This window comes from Geodermatophilus obscurus DSM 43160, from assembly GCF_000025345.1.
Classification (GTDB): domain Bacteria; phylum Actinomycetota; class Actinomycetes; order Mycobacteriales; family Geodermatophilaceae; genus Geodermatophilus; species Geodermatophilus obscurus.
The window spans coordinates 158397-175451 of record NC_013757.1; the positions used below are offsets into that span (position 1 = coordinate 158397).

Consider the following 17055-nt stretch of genomic DNA (forward strand, 5'->3'; position numbering starts at 1 on the left):
AGCGGTGAGGAGGACGGGGTCCTTCTACGAGTGGTGGGGGCAGGGGGGTCCTTCGGCTCTCAGGCCATCCCGGCGGACTTCTGGGCGGCGTCGACGTGCTCGACGATCTGGCCGAGCGTGTAGTGGTCCGGGCTGTCATCGGGCATCTCGGTGCCGAAGCGGTCCTGCAGCTCGGTCTGCATGGACAGGAAGGCCAGCGAGTCCAGGCCGATGTCGGCGAAGTGGGCGTCCGGGTCCGTCGTGTGCGACGTCCTGGGCAGCCCCGCCTTCTCGCTGAGCAGGTTCATGAGGTCGCTGAGAGTGAAGGTCGTGTCGGGCACGGTGTCGGTCCTTCCGGTGGGGTGGAGTCCGGCTGCGCTTCTGCAGCCGGGGTCTGGACGAGCGACAGGGAGCCGCGGGCGGCCGGGAGGCCCGGTTCCGGGGCGTCGGCGAGCGACGCGGCACGGGCGAGCACCTCGGGCAGCTGCCGGTCGAGGAACTGGACGTCGTGGCGGTCGGCGGTGACGTCGGGGTCCCGCAACAGGGCCCGGTGCAGCGCGACGGTGGTGTGCACGCCGGGGCCCTCGACCCGCAGCTCGGCCAGGGCGCGGTCCATCCGGCGGATGGCCTGTTCCCGATCGGGGGCCCAGACGACGAGCTTGCCGAGCAGCGAGTCGTAGTCCGGGGGGACGGTGTCGCCCTGCCGGTAGCCGGTGTCGAACCGGGTCCACGGCCCGTTAGGCACCTGCAGGACGTCGAGCCGGCCGGGTGCCGGGGCGAAGCCCCGGGTGGGGTCCTCGGCGTTGATCCGGCACTCGATGGCCGCACCGCGGGGGACGACGTCGGCCTGGGTCAGCTGCAGGCGCCGGCCGGCGGAGACCAGGATCTGCTCGCGGACGAGGTCCACGCCGGTGAGCAGCTCGGTGACCGGGTGCTCGACCTGGATCCGGGCGTTCATCTCCATGAAGTAGGCCGACCCGGACCCGTCGACCAGGAACTCCATCGTCCCGGCGCCGGTGTAGCCCACCGACAGCGCGCCGTGCACCGCCAGCCGGCCGAGCTCCGCGCGCTGCTCGGGGCTGAGGTGGCCGGCCGGCCCCTCCTCGAGGAGCTTCTGGTGCCGCCGCTGCAGCGAGCAGTCCCGCTCGCCGAGGGAGACGCCGTTGCCGTGGGTGTCGCAGAGGATCTGCACCTCCACGTGCCGCGCCCGGGCGAGGTGGCGCTCGAGGTAGACGGCGGGGTCGCGGAAGACCGCGCGGGCGGTGGCGCGGGTGGTGGTGAACGCGTCGGCCAGGTCCGCCGCCTCGCGGACGACGGTCATGCCCCGCCCGCCGCCGCCGGCCGCCGCCTTGATGATCAGCGGGTAGCCGATCCGCGCGGCGACCTCCCGGGCCTCGTCGACGCTGCCCACCGGTTCGACGACGCCCGGCAGCAGCGGCAGGCCGGCGTCGGCCATGAGCCGGCGCGCGGTCGCCTTGTTGCCCATCTGCTGCATCACCGCCGGCGGCGGGCCGACGAAGGTCAGCCCCTCCGCGGCGCAGATCTCGGCGAAGTCCGGGTCCTCGGACAGGAAGCCGTAGCCGGGGTGGACCGCGTCGGCGCCGGTGCGCAGGGCCGCCTCCACGATGTTGGCCACGTGCAGGTAGCTGCGCCGCGGCGCCGGCGGCCCGATGTGCACGGCCTCGTCCGCCAGGTCGACGACGGCGGAGTTCCGGTCGGAGGTGGAGTAGACGGCGACGACCTCGATGCCGAGCTCGCGGCAGGCCCGGGCCACCCGGACGGCGATCTCGCCGCGGTTGGCGACGAGCATGCGGCCGATCACCGGGCCCGCCCCGTCGGCCGCAGCCGCATGAGGACCTGGTCGTACTCGACCGACTCGGCGTCGCCGACGAGGACCTCGGCGACCACCCCCGCCTCGTCGGCGAGGATCGGGTTCATCAGCTTCATCGCCTCGACGATCCCGACGGTCTGTCCCGGTTCGACCTCGTCGCCGACGCGGACGAACGGGTCGGCCCCGGGCGACGGCGCCGCGTAGAAGGTGCCGACGAGGGGGGAGCGGACCGCCCCTGCCGCCTCGGCCGCCTCCGCGCCCGCGTCGGGCCGGTCGTCGGAGGCGGCCGACACGGCGGGCGCCGGGGCTCCGGGCGCGGAGGAGCCGGTCCCCGGGGCGTCGGTGGCCCACTCGACCTCGATGGCGCGGTCGCCGTTGCGCACGGTCAGCCGGCGCAGCCCGCCGGGGAGGCTGCGGGCCAGTGCCACGACCTCGTCGCGCAGGTCGCGGGCCCCCTGGTCCGGCTCCGGTGGCGGCGTGGCGCCCATCCGCGGGGAGATCTCGCTGGGGTGCACGGTCATCCCTCCACCGGCTGCAGGGTCCGGCCTTCGTCCCCGCCGATGCGGTCGAGCCGTCGGGACCGGCTGTCCATCAGCGTCGCCACGTCGAGGCGGCAGACGTCGTCGAGCTCGCGGACCAGGGCCTGCCGCAGCAGGCGGGCGGCCGCGGCCGGGTCGGTGTGGGCACCGCCCGGGGGCTCGGGCACCACCGAGGTGGCGATGCCCGACGCCCGCAGGTGGGCCGCGCCCAGCCGCATCGCGCGGGCGGCGGTCGGTGCGGCCACCGCCGTCCGCCACAGGATCGCTGCGCAGCCCTCGGGGCTGATGACCGACAGGTAGGCGTTCTCCAGCACCAGCAGCCGGTCGGAGGTGCACAGCGCCAGCGCGCCGCCACTGCCGCCCTCCCCGGTGACCACGGAGACGACCGGGACCCGCAGCCGGCTGCTGCGCATGATCGTCTCGGCGATCGCGTGCGACTGCCCGCGCTCCTCGGCCTCGGGTCCCGGGTGGGCGCCGGGGGTGTCGACGAGGGTGACGACCGGGAACCCGAAGGTCTCGGCGTGGTCGAGCAGCCGCAGCGCCTTGCGGTAGCCCTCGGGGTGCGGCATCCCGAAGTTGCGGGCGACCCGCTCGCGGACCGTGTGGCCCTTCTCCTGGCCGATGACGACGACGGTGCGGCCGCCGATCGAGGCGACCCCGCCCACCACGGCGGCGTCGTCGGCGAAGGACCGGTCGCCGTGCAGCTCGACGAAGTCGTCGAACGCCGTGTGCAGGTAGTCCAGGGTCGTCGGCCGGTCCACGTCCCGCGCCCGCTGGACGACGTCCCACGGGTCGGCCTCCTCCACGTCGCTCGCGGCGACGCAGGCCTCCCCGCCGTCGTCCGGTGCCTCGTCGGGGACGCCGGCCCCGTGGAGGGCGAGCAGCCGGACCAGCAGCGGCCGCAGGTCACCGCGGCTCTCGACCCGGTCGACCAGGCCGTGCGCGAGGAGGAACTCGGCGGTCTGGAAGTCGTCGGGCAGCTCGGCGCGGATGGTCTCCTGGACCACGCGCGGCCCGGCGAAGCCGACGTGCGCGCCCCGCTCGCCGACCAGCACCGACGCGAGGGTGGCGAAGGAGGCGGACACGCCCCCGTAGGTCGGGTCGGTGAGGACGCACACCGAGAGCAGGCCGGCCTCGCGGAGCCGGCCGAACGCCTCGCTGACCCGGGCCATCTGGAAGAGCGAGAAGACGCCCTCCTGCATCCGGGCCCCGCCGCTGGCGCACACGGTGACCAGGGGCAGACCGCGCTCGAGGGCCAGCTCCGCGGCGCCGCTCACCCGCCGGCCGACCTCGACGCCCATGCTGCCGCCGAGGAAGGCGAAGTCCATGACCGCGACGACCGTCTCGGCACCGCCGATGCGGGCGATGCCGACCACGACGGCCTCCGACTCGCCGGAGCGCCGTGCCGCGTCGGCCAGCCGGTCGGGGTAGTCGCGCAGGTCGGTGAAGGCCAGCGGGTCGGGCGTGCCCGGCTGGAACGCGACTTCGCTGAAGCTGCCCGGGTCGGTGAGCAGGACGATCCGGGCCCGCGCGCTCAGCCGCAGGTGGTGGTCGCACTCCGGGCAGACGTGCAGGTTGCGGTCGAGCCGCTTGCGGTACAGCAGCCACCCGCAGTCGGGGCAGCACACCCATCCGGCCTGGTCGGGCGCGGCCTGTACGGCTGCGGCCGTGGTCGTCGAGGAACGTGTCATGACGGCCTCTCAGTCGCTCGGAGCGGTCTCACTCCGGGGCCGACGTCCAGTGGTAGAAGCGACGGGCCATCGCGTCCTGCGGTGAGCGCCAGTTGGGGTCGTAGGCCTCGATGTACGGCCGCAGGTCCTCGCTCACGGCGCGGAAGGCCGGCAGGCCCTGGGCGACGCGCATCGCCTCGGACGCCGGCCGGTCGAAGTCGATGAGGTGCACGTAGATGCCGTGGAACTGGTACAGCGAGCGGTTCCGCACGCCGATCTCGTGGGGCATCGAGGTGGCGTCGTAGCGGCCGAAGATGTCGGCCACCTTGTCGGCGTCGGTCGGTGCCATCTTGGCGATGATCATCGTCTGGTGCACGGGGACTCCCAGCGTCGCTGCGGCCCGGGGGAGGGGCTCGGGGATGCAACGACGCTAGGTCGGGGCCGGGACCTACGGCATCGGCCACAGGTCCAGTTCAGGGGCACGTCCACAGGGGGCGGGTGGCGTGCGACCGGCCCGTCCGGAGGAGCACGGACACCGTCCGGAGGGTGCGGTCGGTTCCTCCCTGGGGACCGTCCCCCTCCGACCTCTGGGTGTACGACCCCCCACGCGGTAGGGGCTGACCCGCGACCTGGGTATGAACTCGCCGGTGGTTTCGCCCTTGCCCTGCGTACAGGTGTGGCGACGGGTACCGGAGCGGCCTAACTTCCGGGACCCACCCGGCAGGGCCCGACGCAGGACGGGCAGGAGCGGAGCTGACACGTATGACCGGACCGGATGACGCCGTCCCCGACTCGGCCGGGTCGAGCGCCGGTCCGCCGGTCCGGGTGCTCATCTGCGACGACCACGAGGTCCTGCGCCACGGTCTTCGCACGGTCCTGCGCCGGATCCCCGGGCTCAGCGTCGTGGCCGAGGCGGACTGCGTCCGCGAGGCGCTGTCGCTGGCCGGCATGGTCCGGCCGGACGTCACCCTGGTGGGCCTCGACGGGCAGGGGCCGCTGCTGCAGGACCTGGTGCGCGAGCTGACCGGGATGGGGATCCGGGTCGTGCTGCTCGGCGAGGCCGGTGCCGGCAGCGACCTGGTCGACGTCCTGCGGGCGGGGGCGCGCGGTTACGTGCACACCACCGCCAGCCCCCAGCGGCTGGTGGAGTGCGTGCGAGCGGTGGCCCGCGGGGAGACCGTGCTCGACGCCAGCGTCACCGGGGAGCTGCTGCACCGCCTGGACGGCGCGCCGCGGACGGCCGGCGGGGACCGGGCGGCGGCCCACGGACCGCTGACCGCCCGGCAGCAGGCGGTGGCCGGACTCGTGGCGGAGGGCCTGACCAACGCGGAGATCGCCGCCCGCCTGGAGGTGAGCAAGGCAACCGTCAAGGGCCACATCACGGTGGCGCTGCGCCGGCTCGGACTGAGGGACCGCACACAGCTGGCGATCCACGTGCACCGCAGTGCGGGCCCGGGCTCGGAGTGGGGCCTCAGCCCGGCCCGGAGCTGAGGCCTCGGGGTTCGAGGGGGTTCTCGGGGTGTTTCTGGGAAGACGCTGGGAATGGGCTGGACACAACCTGCGGGTTTGAGGCTAGAGTCGCTACAGTCCGGAGGAGACGGACGCGTGTCGGATCTGTCGGCTCGTCGGGCGGGGCCTGACCAGGCCGGACACAGGGGGAACGGCATGGACCAGGACGCGGTCGGCACAGGAACGGAACTTCCACGTCTCCACCGTCGGGGCGCCGCGGGGCTCATCCCGAGCCCCCGGCACGCCCGGCCCGCACCCGTCCGCCCGCACGCGGTGCCTTCGCCGACCACCCTGGTGTGCGTGCTGCTGTGCGAGGACCGCGAGGTGTTCCGCATCGGACTGCGGGTCGTGCTCGAGGCCGAGCCGGACATGGCGGTCGTCGCCGAGACGTCCCACCTCCCCGAGGCCCTCGAGGCCACCGAGGGCGAGGGCACCGTGGTCGTCGTCGTCCGGCAGGGCCTGGTCGCCGGTGACGCGCTCCCGCTGCTGCGCACCCTGTGCCGGCGGAACACGGCGGTGCTCGTGCTCGCCGAGCCGGAGACGGAGTCGGAGCCGGAGCTCGTGGAGATCCTGCAGGCCGGGGTGCGGGGGTTCCTGCCGCGCCGGTCGGGGGCGCAGCGGCTCGTCGACGGCGTGCGGGCGCTCGCCCGGCACGAGGCGGCGCTCGACCCCGCGGCCACCAGCCACCTCGTGCACCACCTGACGTCCGGGCCGCAGCGGCGGTCCGCTCTCGAGCCGCGGGCCCTCGACCGGCTGACCTACCGGCAGCGCGAGGTCGCCGAGCTGGTGGCCCAGGGGTTGAGCAACGAGGAGATCGCCGGCCGGCTGTTCCTCAGCCTGGCGACGGTGAAGAGCCACCTGACCGCGTCGATGCGCCGCCTCGGTGTCCGCTCCCGGACCGAGCTGGCCATCCTGGTCACCCGGGAGAGCTCGTCGGCGGCCGGTCCGCAGCAGGCCGCACTGTGAGCACCGTGACGGTGGCGGTCCGGAATGGGACACCCCCGTCGCGGCGTCACAACCACCCGTGGACCTGTTCTCTCCTGTGACCCTGGGCGACATCGAGCTCGCCAACCGCATCGTGATGGCTCCGCTCACCCGCATGCGCTCCGGCGCCTCCGGCGTCCCCGGTGACCTCGTCGTCGAGCACTACCGGCAGCGCGCCGGTGTCGGGCTGATCATCACCGAGGGCACCTACCCGAACCACGGGGGCCAGGCCTTCGTCGGCCAGCCCGGCATCGTCACCGACGAGCAGGTCGAGGGCTGGCGCCGCGTCGCCGACGCCGTGCACGCCCGCGGCGGCAGGATCGTCCTGCAGGTCATGCACGGCGGCCGGGTGACCCACCCCGACGTCAACGGTGGCCGCCGCGTCGTGGCCCCGAGCGCGATCGCGATCGACGGCGAGGGTCACACCGAGAAGGGCAAGCAGCCGTACCCGGTGCCGCACGCGCTGACCGTCGACGAGGCCCGCCAGACGCTGCAGGACTTCGTGTCCGCGTCCAGGCGCGCCGTCGAGGCCGGGCTGGACGGCGTGGAGATCCACGGCGCGAACGGCTACCTGCTGCACGAGTTCCTCTCGCCGGCGTCCAACCGGCGCGCCGACGAGTACGGCGGCACGCCTGCGAACCGGGCACGCTTCGTTGTCCAGGTGGTGACCGCGGTGGCCGCGGCCATCGGCGCCGGCAAGGTCGGCCTGCGGATCTCCCCCGAGCACAACATCCAGGACGCCTACGAGACCGACCGGGACGACGTCCGGGCCACCTACGGGGCGCTGGTCGACCAGCTGCGCCCGCTGGGCCTGGCCTACCTGTCGGTGCTGCACTCCGAGCCGGCCGGTGAGCTGGTGCAGGAGCTGCGCGAGCGCTTCGGCGGGCCGCTGGTCGCCAACAGCGGCTTCGGCTCGGTCACCACGCGCGACGAGGCGGTGCGCCTCATCGAGGCCGCCCACGCCGACGCCGTCGCCGTGGGCCGCGCTGTGATCGCCAACCCCGACCTGGTCGAGCGCTGGCAGGGCGAGCACCCGGAGAACGAGCCGAAGGCGCACCTCTTCTACGCGCCCGGCGCCGAGGGCTACACCGACTACCCGACGCTGGAGGCCCGCAAGGCCGGCTGAGCCCCGAACACACGCTGAGGGCCCCCTCGATCTGACCGGGAGGGCCCTCAGCGTGTCGTCAGGCGGTTGCGGGGTCGAGGCCCGCGGTCATCTCGCCCAGCGAGGCGGTGAGCCGGTCCGGATCGGTGGACAGGCCGGCCACCGTGCGCTCGGCCAGCTCGCACCAGGCGGCCTCGAGGGCGGGCACCAGCGACCGGCCGCGGTCGGAGAGCTCGACGATGGTCACCCGGCCGTCGGTGGGGGACGGGCGGCGGACGAGGAGCCCGGCACTCTCCAGCTTGCGCACGCTGCCGGTGATCGTCGGCGGCTCGCAGCCGCTGGCCACCGCCAGCTGGGCCTGGGTGCGGCTGCCGTGCGCGGACAGCTCCAGGAGCAGCACCTCTTGACCCGGGTGCAGCCCGAGCGGGGCGAGCACCTGCGCCGCGGCGGCACGGTGACGCATCGCGAGCGAGCGGACGGCGTCGTTGACCCGCTTCGCCCGGGCGAAGTCCATGGCGCTCCCTCTTGCCGGTCAGATCGTTATGCGCCTAACCTTCCGGTCATCTCGTTAGGCGGCTAACGAATCTACCGGAAGAGGTGCGTCCCATGACCAGGTCAGCTGCTCCGAGCCTGCGCTCCCGCGGTCGTCTCGCCGTCCGCCCCGCAGCCCTGGCGGTTGCGGGTGCGGCGGGCGCCGCGGTCCTCACCTGGGCCGTCGCCGTCCCGCTGCTCGGGGTGGACCTGCGGGGCGGGACGGAGGGCGCCGCCCAGGCGGTGGGTCCCGGGTCTGTCGTCGCTGCGGCCGCGGTGGCCGGCGTCCTCGGGTGGGCGCTGCTCGCGCTGCTGGTGCGGACGGTCGCGCGCGCGGAGGCGGTGTGGCGGGCGTTCGCGGTGGCCGTGCTGCTGCTGTCGCTGGGTGGGCCGGTCGCCATGGGGGTGGGGACGGCGTCGGTCGTCGTCCTCCTGGCTCTGCACGTGGTCGTCGCCCTGGTGCTGGTCCCGCTGCTGCCGAGGGCGGTGCAGCGGTGACCGCGCCGGTGGCCGCGGTCTGCTTCACCGACGCCGAGCTGGCGTACCTGCTGGGGGAGCGGCGGCTGGGTCGGCTCGCCACCGCGGACGCGGCCGGGCAGCCGCACGTCGTCCCCGTGGGGTGGAGCTACAACGCTGAGCTGGGGACCATCGACGTCAGCGGGCGCAGGTTCGCGTCGACGCGGAAGTACCGCAACGTGCAGGCCAACCCCAGGGCGGCGTTCGTGGTGGACGACGTCCTGCCGCCGTGGCGTCCGCGGTGCGTCACGCTGCAGGGCCTGGCGGAGACCGTCGAGGCGCCGCCGGGTGGCGAGGCGCTCATCCGGATCCACCCGCGGACGATCGTCTCGTGGGGGCTGGAGGGCTGAGACCCCCGCGGGGACGTCCTGGTCGATCGCCGCCTGTCCTCCTGATCGGCACCCCAGGCACGTGCCGGTGCCGGATCGGCCGCATCCCCGTCGTGTCTCACCCGCGCGGGGTGGCACGGATTAGTCGACCAGCCGGCCGTCCTCCAGCCGGACCACCCGGTCGGCCGCGGCGACGACGGCGGGGTCGTGACTGGCGACCAGCACCCCCGTGCCGGCCGCGCAGGCCACCCGCAGCCGGGTGAGCACATGGCCGGTCAGCTCCTCGTCGAGCTGCCCGGTGGGCTCGTCAGCGACCAGGAACGCCGGCCGGACGACGAGAGCCCGGGCCAGCGCGGTGCGCTGCTGCTCGCCGAGCGACACCTCGCCGGGCAGCCGGTCCGCCAGGTGCGCCAACCGCAGCTCGCCGAGCGCCTCGACCGCCGCCTCGCGCGGCCGGGGCAGCCCGGCTAGGCGCGCGGCCAGCGCCACGTTGTCCGCGAGGCCGAGCTCGTCGAGCAGCCCGAAGCGCTGGGGGACGACGGCGACGGTCGTCCACGGCGCGGCGGCCGGGTCCCGGACACCCGGGACCTCGACCTCCCCGCGGTCGGGGCGCTCCCAGCCGAGCAGGCAGTTGAGCAGCGTCGTCTTGCCCGACCCCGACCGGCCGATCAGCGCGACCAGCCGGCCGGCCTCGACCTCGATGCCGACGCCGCGCAGTGCGTGCACCTGCTCCCCGCCGCGACGGTGGGTCTTCTCCAAGCGGCTCGCCCGCAGCGCCGTCGTCACGACGGGTCCCGCAGCAGGACGCCGTCGGCGGTCTCCTCGATCAGGACGCGGCGCCCCGGGAACCGCTGCAGCGCTGCCTCGGGCAGTTGCACTCGGCCGCTGCCGTCGACCACCGCGAGCCGCCGTCCGGCCACCTCCTCGTGCGCCACGGTGCCGGAGCGCAGGTGCACGACCTGGTCGGCGGCGTCGGCGGCCAGCCGGTCGTGGGTGGCCATGACGACCGTCGTGCCGGAGCGGGTGAGCTCGGCGACGCCGGCGAGCAGCTCGACCGTCGTCGCGGAGTCCAGCTCGCTGGTGGGCTCGTCGGCCACCACGAGAGCGGGCCGGCCGACCATGGCCTGGGCGAAGGCGAGTCGCTGCTGCTCCCCGCCGGAGAGCCGGCCGGGCAGCGAGCCGGCGCGGTGGGTCAGCCCCAGCAGGTCGAGCAGCGCGTCGCCCTGTTCGCGGGCCTCGGCCCGGCCGGTGCCGCGGTAGCGGGCGGCGAGGTCGAGGTGCTCCCGCCCGGTGAGGTGCGGCTGCAGGTTGGCGTTGGGGCGGGCGAACACGTAGCCGATGTGCCGGCGGCGCACCGCTCGCAGCCGGCGCGCGGACAGCTCGTCGAGGACGTGTCCGGCGACCTCCGCGCTCCCGGCGGTGGGCCGGTCGAGTGCGGCGAGAATGCGCAGCAGCGAGGTCTTGCCCGAACCCGACGGCCCGGTGATCGCCGTCAGCCGGCCGGCGGGGATGACGACGTCGATGCCGCGCAGGGCGTGCACCGGGCCGCTCCGGGCGGTGTGGATGCGCACCAGCCCCTCGCACACGGCGGCCGGCCTCCCGTCACGGCGCATCGCGCAGCACCTCCCCGGCCGGCGTCGTCCGGGCGGACCGGCTCGCGAGCAGCGTGGCGCCCGCGGTCACGGCGAGCAGACCCCCCAGGACGGCGACGATGCTGCTCCACGGGACCACGGACAACGCGCCCGGCAGCAGCGCCGGTGCGGGGTCGAGCAGCCGGATCACCAGCGCGGACACCGGTAGGGCCACCACTGCGGCGACCGCGGCGCCCAGGCCGGTGAGCAGGCCCAGCTCGAGGGCGGTGGCGGCGCGGGCCGACCTGCGGGGCAGCCCCATGCGGGTGAGCAGCAGTGCCGCGACGGTGCGCCGCCGCTGCTGGGCGAGCGCGTGGACCGCGACGCCGAGCAGGCCGAGCAGTCCGGCGGCGAGCGCGACCGCTCGCAGGTAGGCCAGCGACCACGCCTGGGCCTGCACCTCCGGCTGTGCAGCGAAGGCACCCGCCGTGGTCACGCCGCCCTCGTCGTAGGCGTACCCGGCCGCGGTGAGCGCGGCCAGCAGCGGCGCCGGCTCCCCCGGCGCCCACACCTGGCGGTCGAACACCTGGAGGGGATCGCGGTCGGCGGCCTGCAGCGCCGCGCCGACGGCGTCCCAGGGCACCACGAGCAGCGGTGCGCGGGAGGCCTGCCCGGGGAAGGCCGCGGCCCGGCCGACGACCTGCACCGGCAGGGAGTAGTAGCTGAAGAAGGTGGCCGTGAGCTCCGGGGAGGCGGCCACCGCGTCGGGGACCGGACCGGCGAGGAGGGCGGGCACCCGGTCGCCGTCGTACCCGGTCAGCTCCGCGAGCAGCTCCGACGGCGGCCGGTCGGCCAGGGCGCGGTCCCACCGCAGCACGTCGAGGACCTCGTCGGGCTCGACCACCAGCAGGTCGGCGGTCACCTCACCGGGGACCAGCGTGACGCCCCGCTCGGTTCCCACGAGGGTCGCGCCGGCGGGCAGCGGGCCGGGTTCGGTGGTCCGGCGGACCAGCGGCACGACGACGTCCCCACCGGTGCTGACCGCAGCCTTGGCGGCGAGGGTGCGGTCGGCGGAGCCGGCCAGCGCCCCGGCGTAGAGCACCAGCCCCGTAGACAGCGCCGTGGTCACGACGACGAGCCGCGCCGCCCCGCGCCCGGCGAGCACCCGCCGCAGCGCCAGGGACGCCGTGGGTGGCAGCCGGTCGATGCGCCGATCGGCCAGGCGGGGGAGCACGGCGGTGAGCGCGCCTACGACGGCCACCGTGACCAGCACGGGCAGGACGAGGGTGAGGAGGTCGAGCCGGCCGCCGTCCCGGCTGCCGGTGACCGCCGGGACGGCGGTGACGACGGCGACCGCGGCCGTGACGGCGACCCAAGGGACGCGGCCCAGGGCGTGCGCGAGCGGCCCCCGGCCGAGCTGGTCGAGGCGGGTGACGAGCGCGGCGGTGACGGCGCCGACCGCGACGAGGGCGGCCAGGCAGCCGAGGCCCAGCACGGCGAGCGCCTGGGGGACGGCGCCGGCCGGCAGGCCGGGGGCCGGGCCGCGCAGGGCGAGCAGCAGTCCGCCGGCCGCACCGCCGAGCGCGGCGCCGGCCAGGACGGGCAGCAGGGCCTCGCGCACGGCGTGCCCGGCGCCGCGGGCGGGGGAGAGCCCGCGCGCGACCAAGGCGCGCAGCTCGGTATCGCGGCGGCGGACCCGCTGGGCGGCCCAGGCGCCGACGAGCACCAGGGCAGCCGCCACACCGCCGATCCCCACGGCGCGCACCGGCGGGCGGAGCAGCTCGACCGTGCGGTCCACACCGGCCAGGACGTCGGGCAGGCCGCTGCGCAGCACCGGCCGGTCGAAGCCCTCGACCACGGCGAGCCGGGAGACGGGCGAGTCCAGGTCGGCCAGCCGGGCCTGCAGCGCCGCGAACCGGTCGGCGGCGGCGCGTGCGTCGTCGACGCCGGCGCCGGGCTGCAGCGGGAGGGACCACTCGAGGAGGAGGTCCTGACCGGCGGCGGCCGCGGTGGCGACGACGACGTCCTGCGGCGCGAGGACGACCGGCGGCGCGGGGACGGGCTCGCCGGTGGCGGGGTCGGTCCCCGGCTGGAAGAGGGCGCTCTGGGCGGCCCAGAAGTCGGGCAGGGGCGTGGCCGGTTCGGCGTAGACACCGGTGACGAGCACGGTGGCCGCGCCGTCGCCGACCCTGGACCGCCCCGTGAGCTGGTCGCCGGGTCCGACGCCGGCCCGCTCGGCGAGGCGCTCGGGGACGACGACGCCGCGGTCGGAGATCTCGCCGTCGAGGAGGTCGACCTGGTCCTCCCAGCCGGTCTTGGCCACCAGCTGGGTGCGCACCACGCCGTCCGGGACGTCGGTGAACAGCGCGTTGCGGAGGCGGACCAGCGACAGGGGCCTGGGGAGGCCCTCGGCCTCGATGGTCTCAACGACCGCGGCGTCCAGGGCGGACGCGCGGGCGATGCGGGCAGGTGAGGACGCCTGGGCCAGCGGTTGGGTCGAGGAGGAGAGCGTGGCGCCGACGGCCTGGTCCTGGCGGGCCCGCTCGCGCTCCCAGGCGCCCTGCTCGGCGGCGGCCGGCACGAGCGGGACCGACACGAGTGCGCTGCCCAGCACGACCGCGAGCAGCAGGAGGCCGAGCGCCTGGCCCGGGACGGGGAGGAAGAGGATGCGGAGCCGGCGCAGCACGGGCCACGAGCGTGACCGCCGCGGCCGGAACATGGCGGGAACCTAGCGGTCCCGGGGGCTTCGTCCGGCGTGTCGGCGGACGGTGAGGTCGCCCGCCACCTCGCCCCGGTGCCCACGGTCGGCGCGCGGACCTGGACTGCCAGACTCCCCCGGATGACGCTGCCAGGTCGCTCCCTCGACACATCGGCAGACCGCGCGGCCCGGCTGATCCGAGGACTCCTGGTGGCCGTGGGGGCGGTGGCGGCGGTAACGGGGACGTCGGTGGCGCTCCGGGGGACAGCCGCCATCCCGGGCGGGGCGCCCACCGTGGCCGGCAACGACAGCGTGCTGCGCTTCTACGCGGTGTGGTGGGCAGCGCAGGGGCCTGGGGCCTGGTCGCTGGCGCGCGATCCAGGCCTCGACGGGCGCCGGGTGCGGACGGACGCTGTGTGTCACCACCTTCCTGGATGGCCTGGCTCGGCCGGCGGCGATGCGGACCAGTGGCAGGCCGCACCCGTTGTTCCGTGCACTGACCGTCGTCGAGCTCGTCGTCCCTCCTGTCCTGCCCACCGCGCGGCGGCGCCTGGTGCTCGACTGGCTCACGACCCCATGGGGACGGGTGTGGCCGTGGTGTGATCGTCGCGGCGCGACACCGGGGTCGTGCCGCGACGAGGAGGCTCCATGGCCGAGGTGCACGGCAGCTGCAACGACCGCTTCTCCGGCGTGCGGGAGGCGTTCGAGCAGGGTCTGGACGGCGACGAGCTCGGGGCGTCGATCGCCGTCGACCTCGACGGGGAGACCGTCGTCGACCTGTGGGGCGGGTACCGCGACCTCGACCGGACCACCCCGTGGACCGAGGACACGATCGTCAACGGCTGGTCGACGACGAAGACGGTCCTGGCGCTGGCCGCGCTGGTCCTGGTCGAGCGCGGCGAGCTGGACGTCTACGCGCCGGTCGCCGACTACTGGCCCGAGTTCGCGGCCAAGGGCAAGAAGGACGTCGAGGTGCGCCACCTGCTGTCGCACACCTCGGGCGTCTCCGGCTGGGAGCGCCCGTTCTCGATCCGGGACATGTACGACTGGCAGACCGCGACCGAGCGGCTGGCCGCGCAGGCGCCGTGGTGGGAGCCGGGGACGGCGTCGGGCTACCACGCGAACAACCAGGGGCACCTGGTCGGTGAGGTGATCCGGCGGATCACCGGGCACACCTTCAAGCAGTTCGTGGCCGACGAGATCGCCAAGCCGCTGGGCGCGGACCTGCAGATCGGGGCGCGGAAGTGGGACTGGGACCGCATCGCACCCGTCGTCCCCCCGCCGCGCCCCGCCGAGGACCCGCGGGAGCTGGACCCGGAATCGGTGATGGTCAAGACGTACACCGCGCCGGTCGCCTCGGCGAAGGCGGCGAACTCACCGGAGTGGCGGCGGGCGGACCTGGGCGCGCTCAACGGGCACACGAACGCGCGCGGCCTGGTGCGGGCCATGCGGGTGCTGTCGCTGGGCGGCGAGGGTCTGCTGTCACCGGGGACGATCGACCTGGTCTTCGACCAGCAGTCCGACGGCGTGGACCTGGTGCTGGAGGCGCCGTTCCGCTTCGGGATCGGCTTCTGCCTGGGTTCGCCGATCGTCCCGTACGTGCCCGAGGGGCGGACCTTCTTCTGGGGCGGCTGGGGCGGGTCGATGATCATCATGGACCTCGACCGCCGGCTGACGATCGGCTATCTCATGAACCGGATGGCGCCGGGCATCCTGGGCTCGGACCGCAGTGCGGCCTACACCCGGGCGGTGTACGCCGCGCTCGGCTGAGGTCTGGGGGAGGAGCGGCATGGACCTCGACGACGTGGTGCCGGACGCCGACCACGTCACCCGGCAGTCGCGGGTGATCGACGCGCCGCCGTCCGTGGTCTGGGAGGAGCTGCACCGGCTGCAGCTCTCCTCGCTGCCGGTGTCCCTGCTGCTCGGCGCCGTGCGTGCCCTGCCGGTGCTGCTGGCGGGTCGGGGGCGCCGGCGCGGCGGCCTCGACCGGACCGTCCTCGACGTGGTGCCGATCCCGGAGCTGGCCTCCGACCCGCCCTGGCACGTGCTGTTCGGGGGTGTGCTGCAGCCCTGGCGGCTGACCGGTGGGAAGCGGCCGCCGGTGCTGGACGCGGCCGGGGTCCGGGAGTGGTCCGAGCCCGGCTGGGTGAAGGTCGGCATGGAGTTCCGGCTGACGCCGGCCCTCGGGGGCACGCGGCTGAGCTGCGAGACGCGGATCGCCGCCACCGACCCGGGGACGCGGCGGCGCTTCGGCCTCTACTGGCTCGCCGTCCGGCCGGGCAGCTCGGCCATCCGGTGGGAGCTGCTGACCGCCGTCGCGATGCGGGCCGAGGCGCGGTCGGGGTAGGACTCGTGGATGGCATGGATCGAGCGCGACATCCCCGACCTGATCGCGCGGACGACGGACGCCTGGTTGGCGTCGCACGACACTGACTCGGCGCACGTCTCTCACGAGGACGTCCTCGCGGCCCTGGACGCGGCCCGGGATGAGTCCGGGACGCGTCTGGGCCGCCCCACTCAGGAGAGGTGACGATGGCCTGGACCGAGCGCGACATCCCCGACCTGACCGGCCGGACGGCGGTGGTGACCGGCGCGAACGGTGGGCTGGGCCTGCAGACGGCGCTGGCGCTGGCCGGCGCGGGTGCGCACGTGGTGATGGCTGCCCGGGATTCTGTGAAGACGGCGGCTGCCGAGGAGCGGGTCCGGGTGAGCCACCCCTCGGCGTCCCTAGAGGTGGTGCCGCTGGACCTGGGGGACCTGTCTTCGGTGGCGGCCGCCGCGCGAGCCGTGCTGGACCGGCACGAGCGCGTGGACCTGCTCGTGAACAACGCCGGGGTGATGGCGATGCCGCAGTGGACGACGGCCGACGGGTTCGAGATGCAGTTCGGCGTCAACCACCTCGGGCACTGGGCGCTGACCGCGCACCTGCTGCCGGCGCTGCTGCGGGCGCCGGCCGCGCGCGTGGTGACGGTGACGAGCACGGCACGGCACCGAGCCGGGCGGCTGGACCCGGCGGACGTGCATCTCGAGCGCGGTTACGGAGCGTGGTCGGCCTACGCGCGGTCGAAGATGGCGAACCTGCACTTCGGCCTGGGCCTTCAGCAGCGGTTCGCCGCGGCCGGTGTGACGGCGGCGAGCCTGGTCGCCCACCCGGGGCTGACGAACACCGACCTGCAGGCGCGTGCGGTGCGCGAGGGCGGCGCCGGCCGGGTGGGGGCGTTCTTCGAGGTGTTGACCGCGCGGTCGGGGATGTCGCCGTTCGAGGGGGTCCGGCCGCAGCTGCGCGCCGCGACAGACCCGCGAGCTCGTGGTGGGGAGCTGTACGCGCCGCGGTACGGCTCGCACGGCCCGGCGGTGCGGCGACCTATCCTGCGCCGGCGCGGCCTGCAGGAGCAGATAGACGTCCTGTGGCAGGTCTCCGAGCGCGAGACCGGCATCCCGCTGGACGTCACGGCCGCAGATTGCGGCCCGTAACTCGATACGACCCTGCAAGTACCTTGAGCAGGGAAGATTTCGGCTCGGGTGCAATCGACGCCCAACGGAAACGACTGGGCCTTCCGCTCAGCGCTTGACCCGCGCCAGGTGATGAGCAACTCGTGCAGCACCCAATCTGATGCCATGGCCTAAAGGCCGCGAGGATTGATGGCCAGGCTGAGTGGGGTCGCCCTCCGGCGATAGCTATCGCCGTTCTGGCCTAGAGTGACCCCTGTCCGTGAATTCATTAGTTCCTACGAGGCGATCAACCAGATTGGTGACTGCCGGGTCCGCCCCCTTAGTTTCTGTCCCAATCAAT

The 17055-nt window shown here is 74.9% G+C and carries 18 protein-coding genes; 9 read left to right on the forward strand and 9 right to left on the reverse strand.

All coding sequences use genetic code 11. The features are described 5' to 3' along the window. Nucleotides 1-59 precede the first annotated feature (59 nt). From GOBS_RS00735 to GOBS_RS00755, 5 genes are read right to left on the reverse strand one after another with little or no spacing between them, the layout of a single operon-like run. Nucleotides 60-320, reverse strand: coding sequence for an acyl carrier protein (locus GOBS_RS00735; RefSeq protein ID WP_049788101.1), 261 nt, complete (start codon nucleotides 318-320; stop codon nucleotides 60-62). Beyond that, complete coding sequence (locus tag GOBS_RS00740; RefSeq protein ID WP_166487235.1) at nucleotides 284-1801, reverse strand: acetyl-CoA carboxylase biotin carboxylase subunit; 1518 nt, start codon at nucleotides 1799-1801, stop codon at nucleotides 284-286. Before GOBS_RS00740 ends, GOBS_RS00735 begins: the two co-directional genes overlap by 37 nt. Then, nucleotides 1798-2331: an acetyl-CoA carboxylase biotin carboxyl carrier protein gene (gene accB, locus GOBS_RS00745; protein ID WP_243697606.1), complete on the reverse strand. Its 534-nt coding sequence runs from the start codon at nucleotides 2329-2331 to the stop codon at nucleotides 1798-1800. Before accB ends, GOBS_RS00740 begins: the two co-directional genes overlap by 4 nt. Next, nucleotides 2328-4040, reverse strand: coding sequence for an acetyl-CoA carboxylase carboxyltransferase subunit alpha (locus GOBS_RS00750; protein WP_012946400.1), 1713 nt, complete (start codon nucleotides 4038-4040; stop codon nucleotides 2328-2330). The genes accB and GOBS_RS00750 overlap by 4 nt, the downstream gene beginning before the upstream one ends. A gap of 28 nt (nucleotides 4041-4068) precedes the next feature. Then, nucleotides 4069-4395: a TcmI family type II polyketide cyclase gene (locus tag GOBS_RS00755; RefSeq protein ID WP_012946401.1), complete on the reverse strand. Its 327-nt coding sequence runs from the start codon at nucleotides 4393-4395 to the stop codon at nucleotides 4069-4071. 386 nt (nucleotides 4396-4781) lie between these two features. On the opposite strand from GOBS_RS00755, the gene GOBS_RS00760 reads away from it, so the two are divergent. The 3 genes from GOBS_RS00760 (at nucleotide 4782) to GOBS_RS00770 (ending at nucleotide 7638) form a co-directional block, all read left to right on the forward strand. Continuing rightward, complete coding sequence (locus GOBS_RS00760) at nucleotides 4782-5510, forward strand: LuxR C-terminal-related transcriptional regulator (RefSeq protein WP_012946402.1); 729 nt, start codon at nucleotides 4782-4784, stop codon at nucleotides 5508-5510. A 318-nt stretch (nucleotides 5511-5828) separates the two neighbouring features. Next, nucleotides 5829-6494, forward strand: coding sequence for a response regulator transcription factor (locus GOBS_RS00765; protein ID WP_243697607.1), 666 nt, complete (start codon nucleotides 5829-5831; stop codon nucleotides 6492-6494). Nucleotides 6495-6552: 58 nt separating this feature from the next. Further along, nucleotides 6553-7638: an alkene reductase gene (locus GOBS_RS00770; protein WP_012946404.1), complete on the forward strand. Its 1086-nt coding sequence runs from the start codon at nucleotides 6553-6555 to the stop codon at nucleotides 7636-7638. Nucleotides 7639-7696: 58 nt separating this feature from the next. On the opposite strand, the gene GOBS_RS00775 is transcribed toward GOBS_RS00770, so the two are convergent. Continuing rightward, a complete protein-coding gene (locus GOBS_RS00775; protein WP_012946405.1) occupies nucleotides 7697-8131 on the reverse strand; it encodes a MarR family winged helix-turn-helix transcriptional regulator in 435 nt (144 codons plus the stop codon). 92 nt (nucleotides 8132-8223) lie between these two features. Between GOBS_RS00775 and GOBS_RS00780 the strand changes: the two genes are divergently transcribed. Both GOBS_RS00780 and GOBS_RS00785 read left to right on the forward strand, forming a co-directional pair. Beyond that, complete coding sequence (locus GOBS_RS00780) at nucleotides 8224-8646, forward strand: DUF6069 family protein (RefSeq protein ID WP_012946406.1); 423 nt, start codon at nucleotides 8224-8226, stop codon at nucleotides 8644-8646. Continuing rightward, nucleotides 8643-9014: a PPOX class F420-dependent oxidoreductase gene (locus tag GOBS_RS00785; RefSeq protein ID WP_012946407.1), complete on the forward strand. Its 372-nt coding sequence runs from the start codon at nucleotides 8643-8645 to the stop codon at nucleotides 9012-9014. The genes GOBS_RS00780 and GOBS_RS00785 overlap by 4 nt, the downstream gene beginning before the upstream one ends. A 120-nt stretch (nucleotides 9015-9134) precedes the next feature. On the opposite strand, the gene GOBS_RS00790 is transcribed toward GOBS_RS00785, so the two are convergent. The 3 genes from GOBS_RS00790 to GOBS_RS00800 are packed head-to-tail and all read right to left on the reverse strand — an operon-like array spanning nucleotide 9135 to nucleotide 13250. After that, nucleotides 9135-9779, reverse strand: a complete 645-nt coding sequence (locus GOBS_RS00790; RefSeq protein WP_012946408.1) for an ABC transporter ATP-binding protein — start codon at nucleotides 9777-9779, stop codon at nucleotides 9135-9137. Then, nucleotides 9776-10606: an ABC transporter ATP-binding protein gene (locus tag GOBS_RS00795; RefSeq protein ID WP_012946409.1), complete on the reverse strand. Its 831-nt coding sequence runs from the start codon at nucleotides 10604-10606 to the stop codon at nucleotides 9776-9778. The genes GOBS_RS00790 and GOBS_RS00795 overlap by 4 nt, the downstream gene beginning before the upstream one ends. Beyond that, entirely contained in the window at nucleotides 10596-13250 is a 2655-nt protein-coding gene (locus GOBS_RS00800) for an FtsX-like permease family protein (protein WP_166487237.1), read from the reverse strand. Before GOBS_RS00800 ends, GOBS_RS00795 begins: the two co-directional genes overlap by 11 nt. Nucleotides 13251-13910: 660 nt before the next feature. Between GOBS_RS00800 and GOBS_RS00805 the strand changes: the two genes are divergently transcribed. From GOBS_RS00805 to GOBS_RS00815, 4 genes are read left to right on the forward strand one after another with little or no spacing between them, the layout of a single operon-like run. Then, nucleotides 13911-15032: an EstA family serine hydrolase gene (locus GOBS_RS00805; RefSeq protein ID WP_012946411.1), complete on the forward strand. Its 1122-nt coding sequence runs from the start codon at nucleotides 13911-13913 to the stop codon at nucleotides 15030-15032. Between the two features lie 19 nt (nucleotides 15033-15051). Further along, nucleotides 15052-15609 (forward strand): hypothetical protein, encoded by a 558-nt coding sequence (locus GOBS_RS00810; RefSeq protein WP_012946412.1) that lies wholly within the window; start codon nucleotides 15052-15054, stop codon nucleotides 15607-15609. Nucleotides 15610-15618: 9 nt separating this feature from the next. Then, nucleotides 15619-15792 carry a hypothetical protein gene (locus GOBS_RS26970; protein ID WP_012946413.1) on the forward strand — a complete coding sequence of 58 codons (174 nt, stop codon included), beginning with the start codon at nucleotides 15619-15621 and terminating at the stop codon, nucleotides 15790-15792. 2 nt (nucleotides 15793-15794) lie between these two features. Continuing rightward, nucleotides 15795-16736, forward strand: coding sequence for an oxidoreductase (locus GOBS_RS00815; protein ID WP_012946414.1), 942 nt, complete (start codon nucleotides 15795-15797; stop codon nucleotides 16734-16736). Nucleotides 16737-17055: the final 319 nt, after the last annotated feature.

Coding starts and splice junctions, on each gene's coding strand:
- GOBS_RS00815 (WP_012946414.1), top strand. CDS start 15,795: ATGGCCTGGACCGAGCGCGACATCCCCGACCTGACCGGCCGGACGGCG.
- GOBS_RS00810 (WP_012946412.1), top strand. CDS start 15,052: ATGGACCTCGACGACGTGGTGCCGGACGCCGACCACGTCACCCGGCAG.
- GOBS_RS00775 (WP_012946405.1), bottom strand. CDS start 8,131: ATGGACTTCGCCCGGGCGAAGCGGGTCAACGACGCCGTCCGCTCGCTC.
- accB (WP_243697606.1), bottom strand. CDS start 2,331: ATGACCGTGCACCCCAGCGAGATCTCCCCGCGGATGGGCGCCACGCCG.
- GOBS_RS00780 (WP_012946406.1), top strand. CDS start 8,224: ATGACCAGGTCAGCTGCTCCGAGCCTGCGCTCCCGCGGTCGTCTCGCC.
- GOBS_RS00760 (WP_012946402.1), top strand. CDS start 4,782: ATGACCGGACCGGATGACGCCGTCCCCGACTCGGCCGGGTCGAGCGCC.
- GOBS_RS00750 (WP_012946400.1), bottom strand. CDS start 4,040: ATGACACGTTCCTCGACGACCACGGCCGCAGCCGTACAGGCCGCGCCC.
- GOBS_RS00795 (WP_012946409.1), bottom strand. CDS start 10,606: ATGCGCCGTGACGGGAGGCCGGCCGCCGTGTGCGAGGGGCTGGTGCGC.
- GOBS_RS26970 (WP_012946413.1), top strand. CDS start 15,619: ATGGCATGGATCGAGCGCGACATCCCCGACCTGATCGCGCGGACGACG.
- GOBS_RS00805 (WP_012946411.1), top strand. CDS start 13,911: ATGGCCGAGGTGCACGGCAGCTGCAACGACCGCTTCTCCGGCGTGCGG.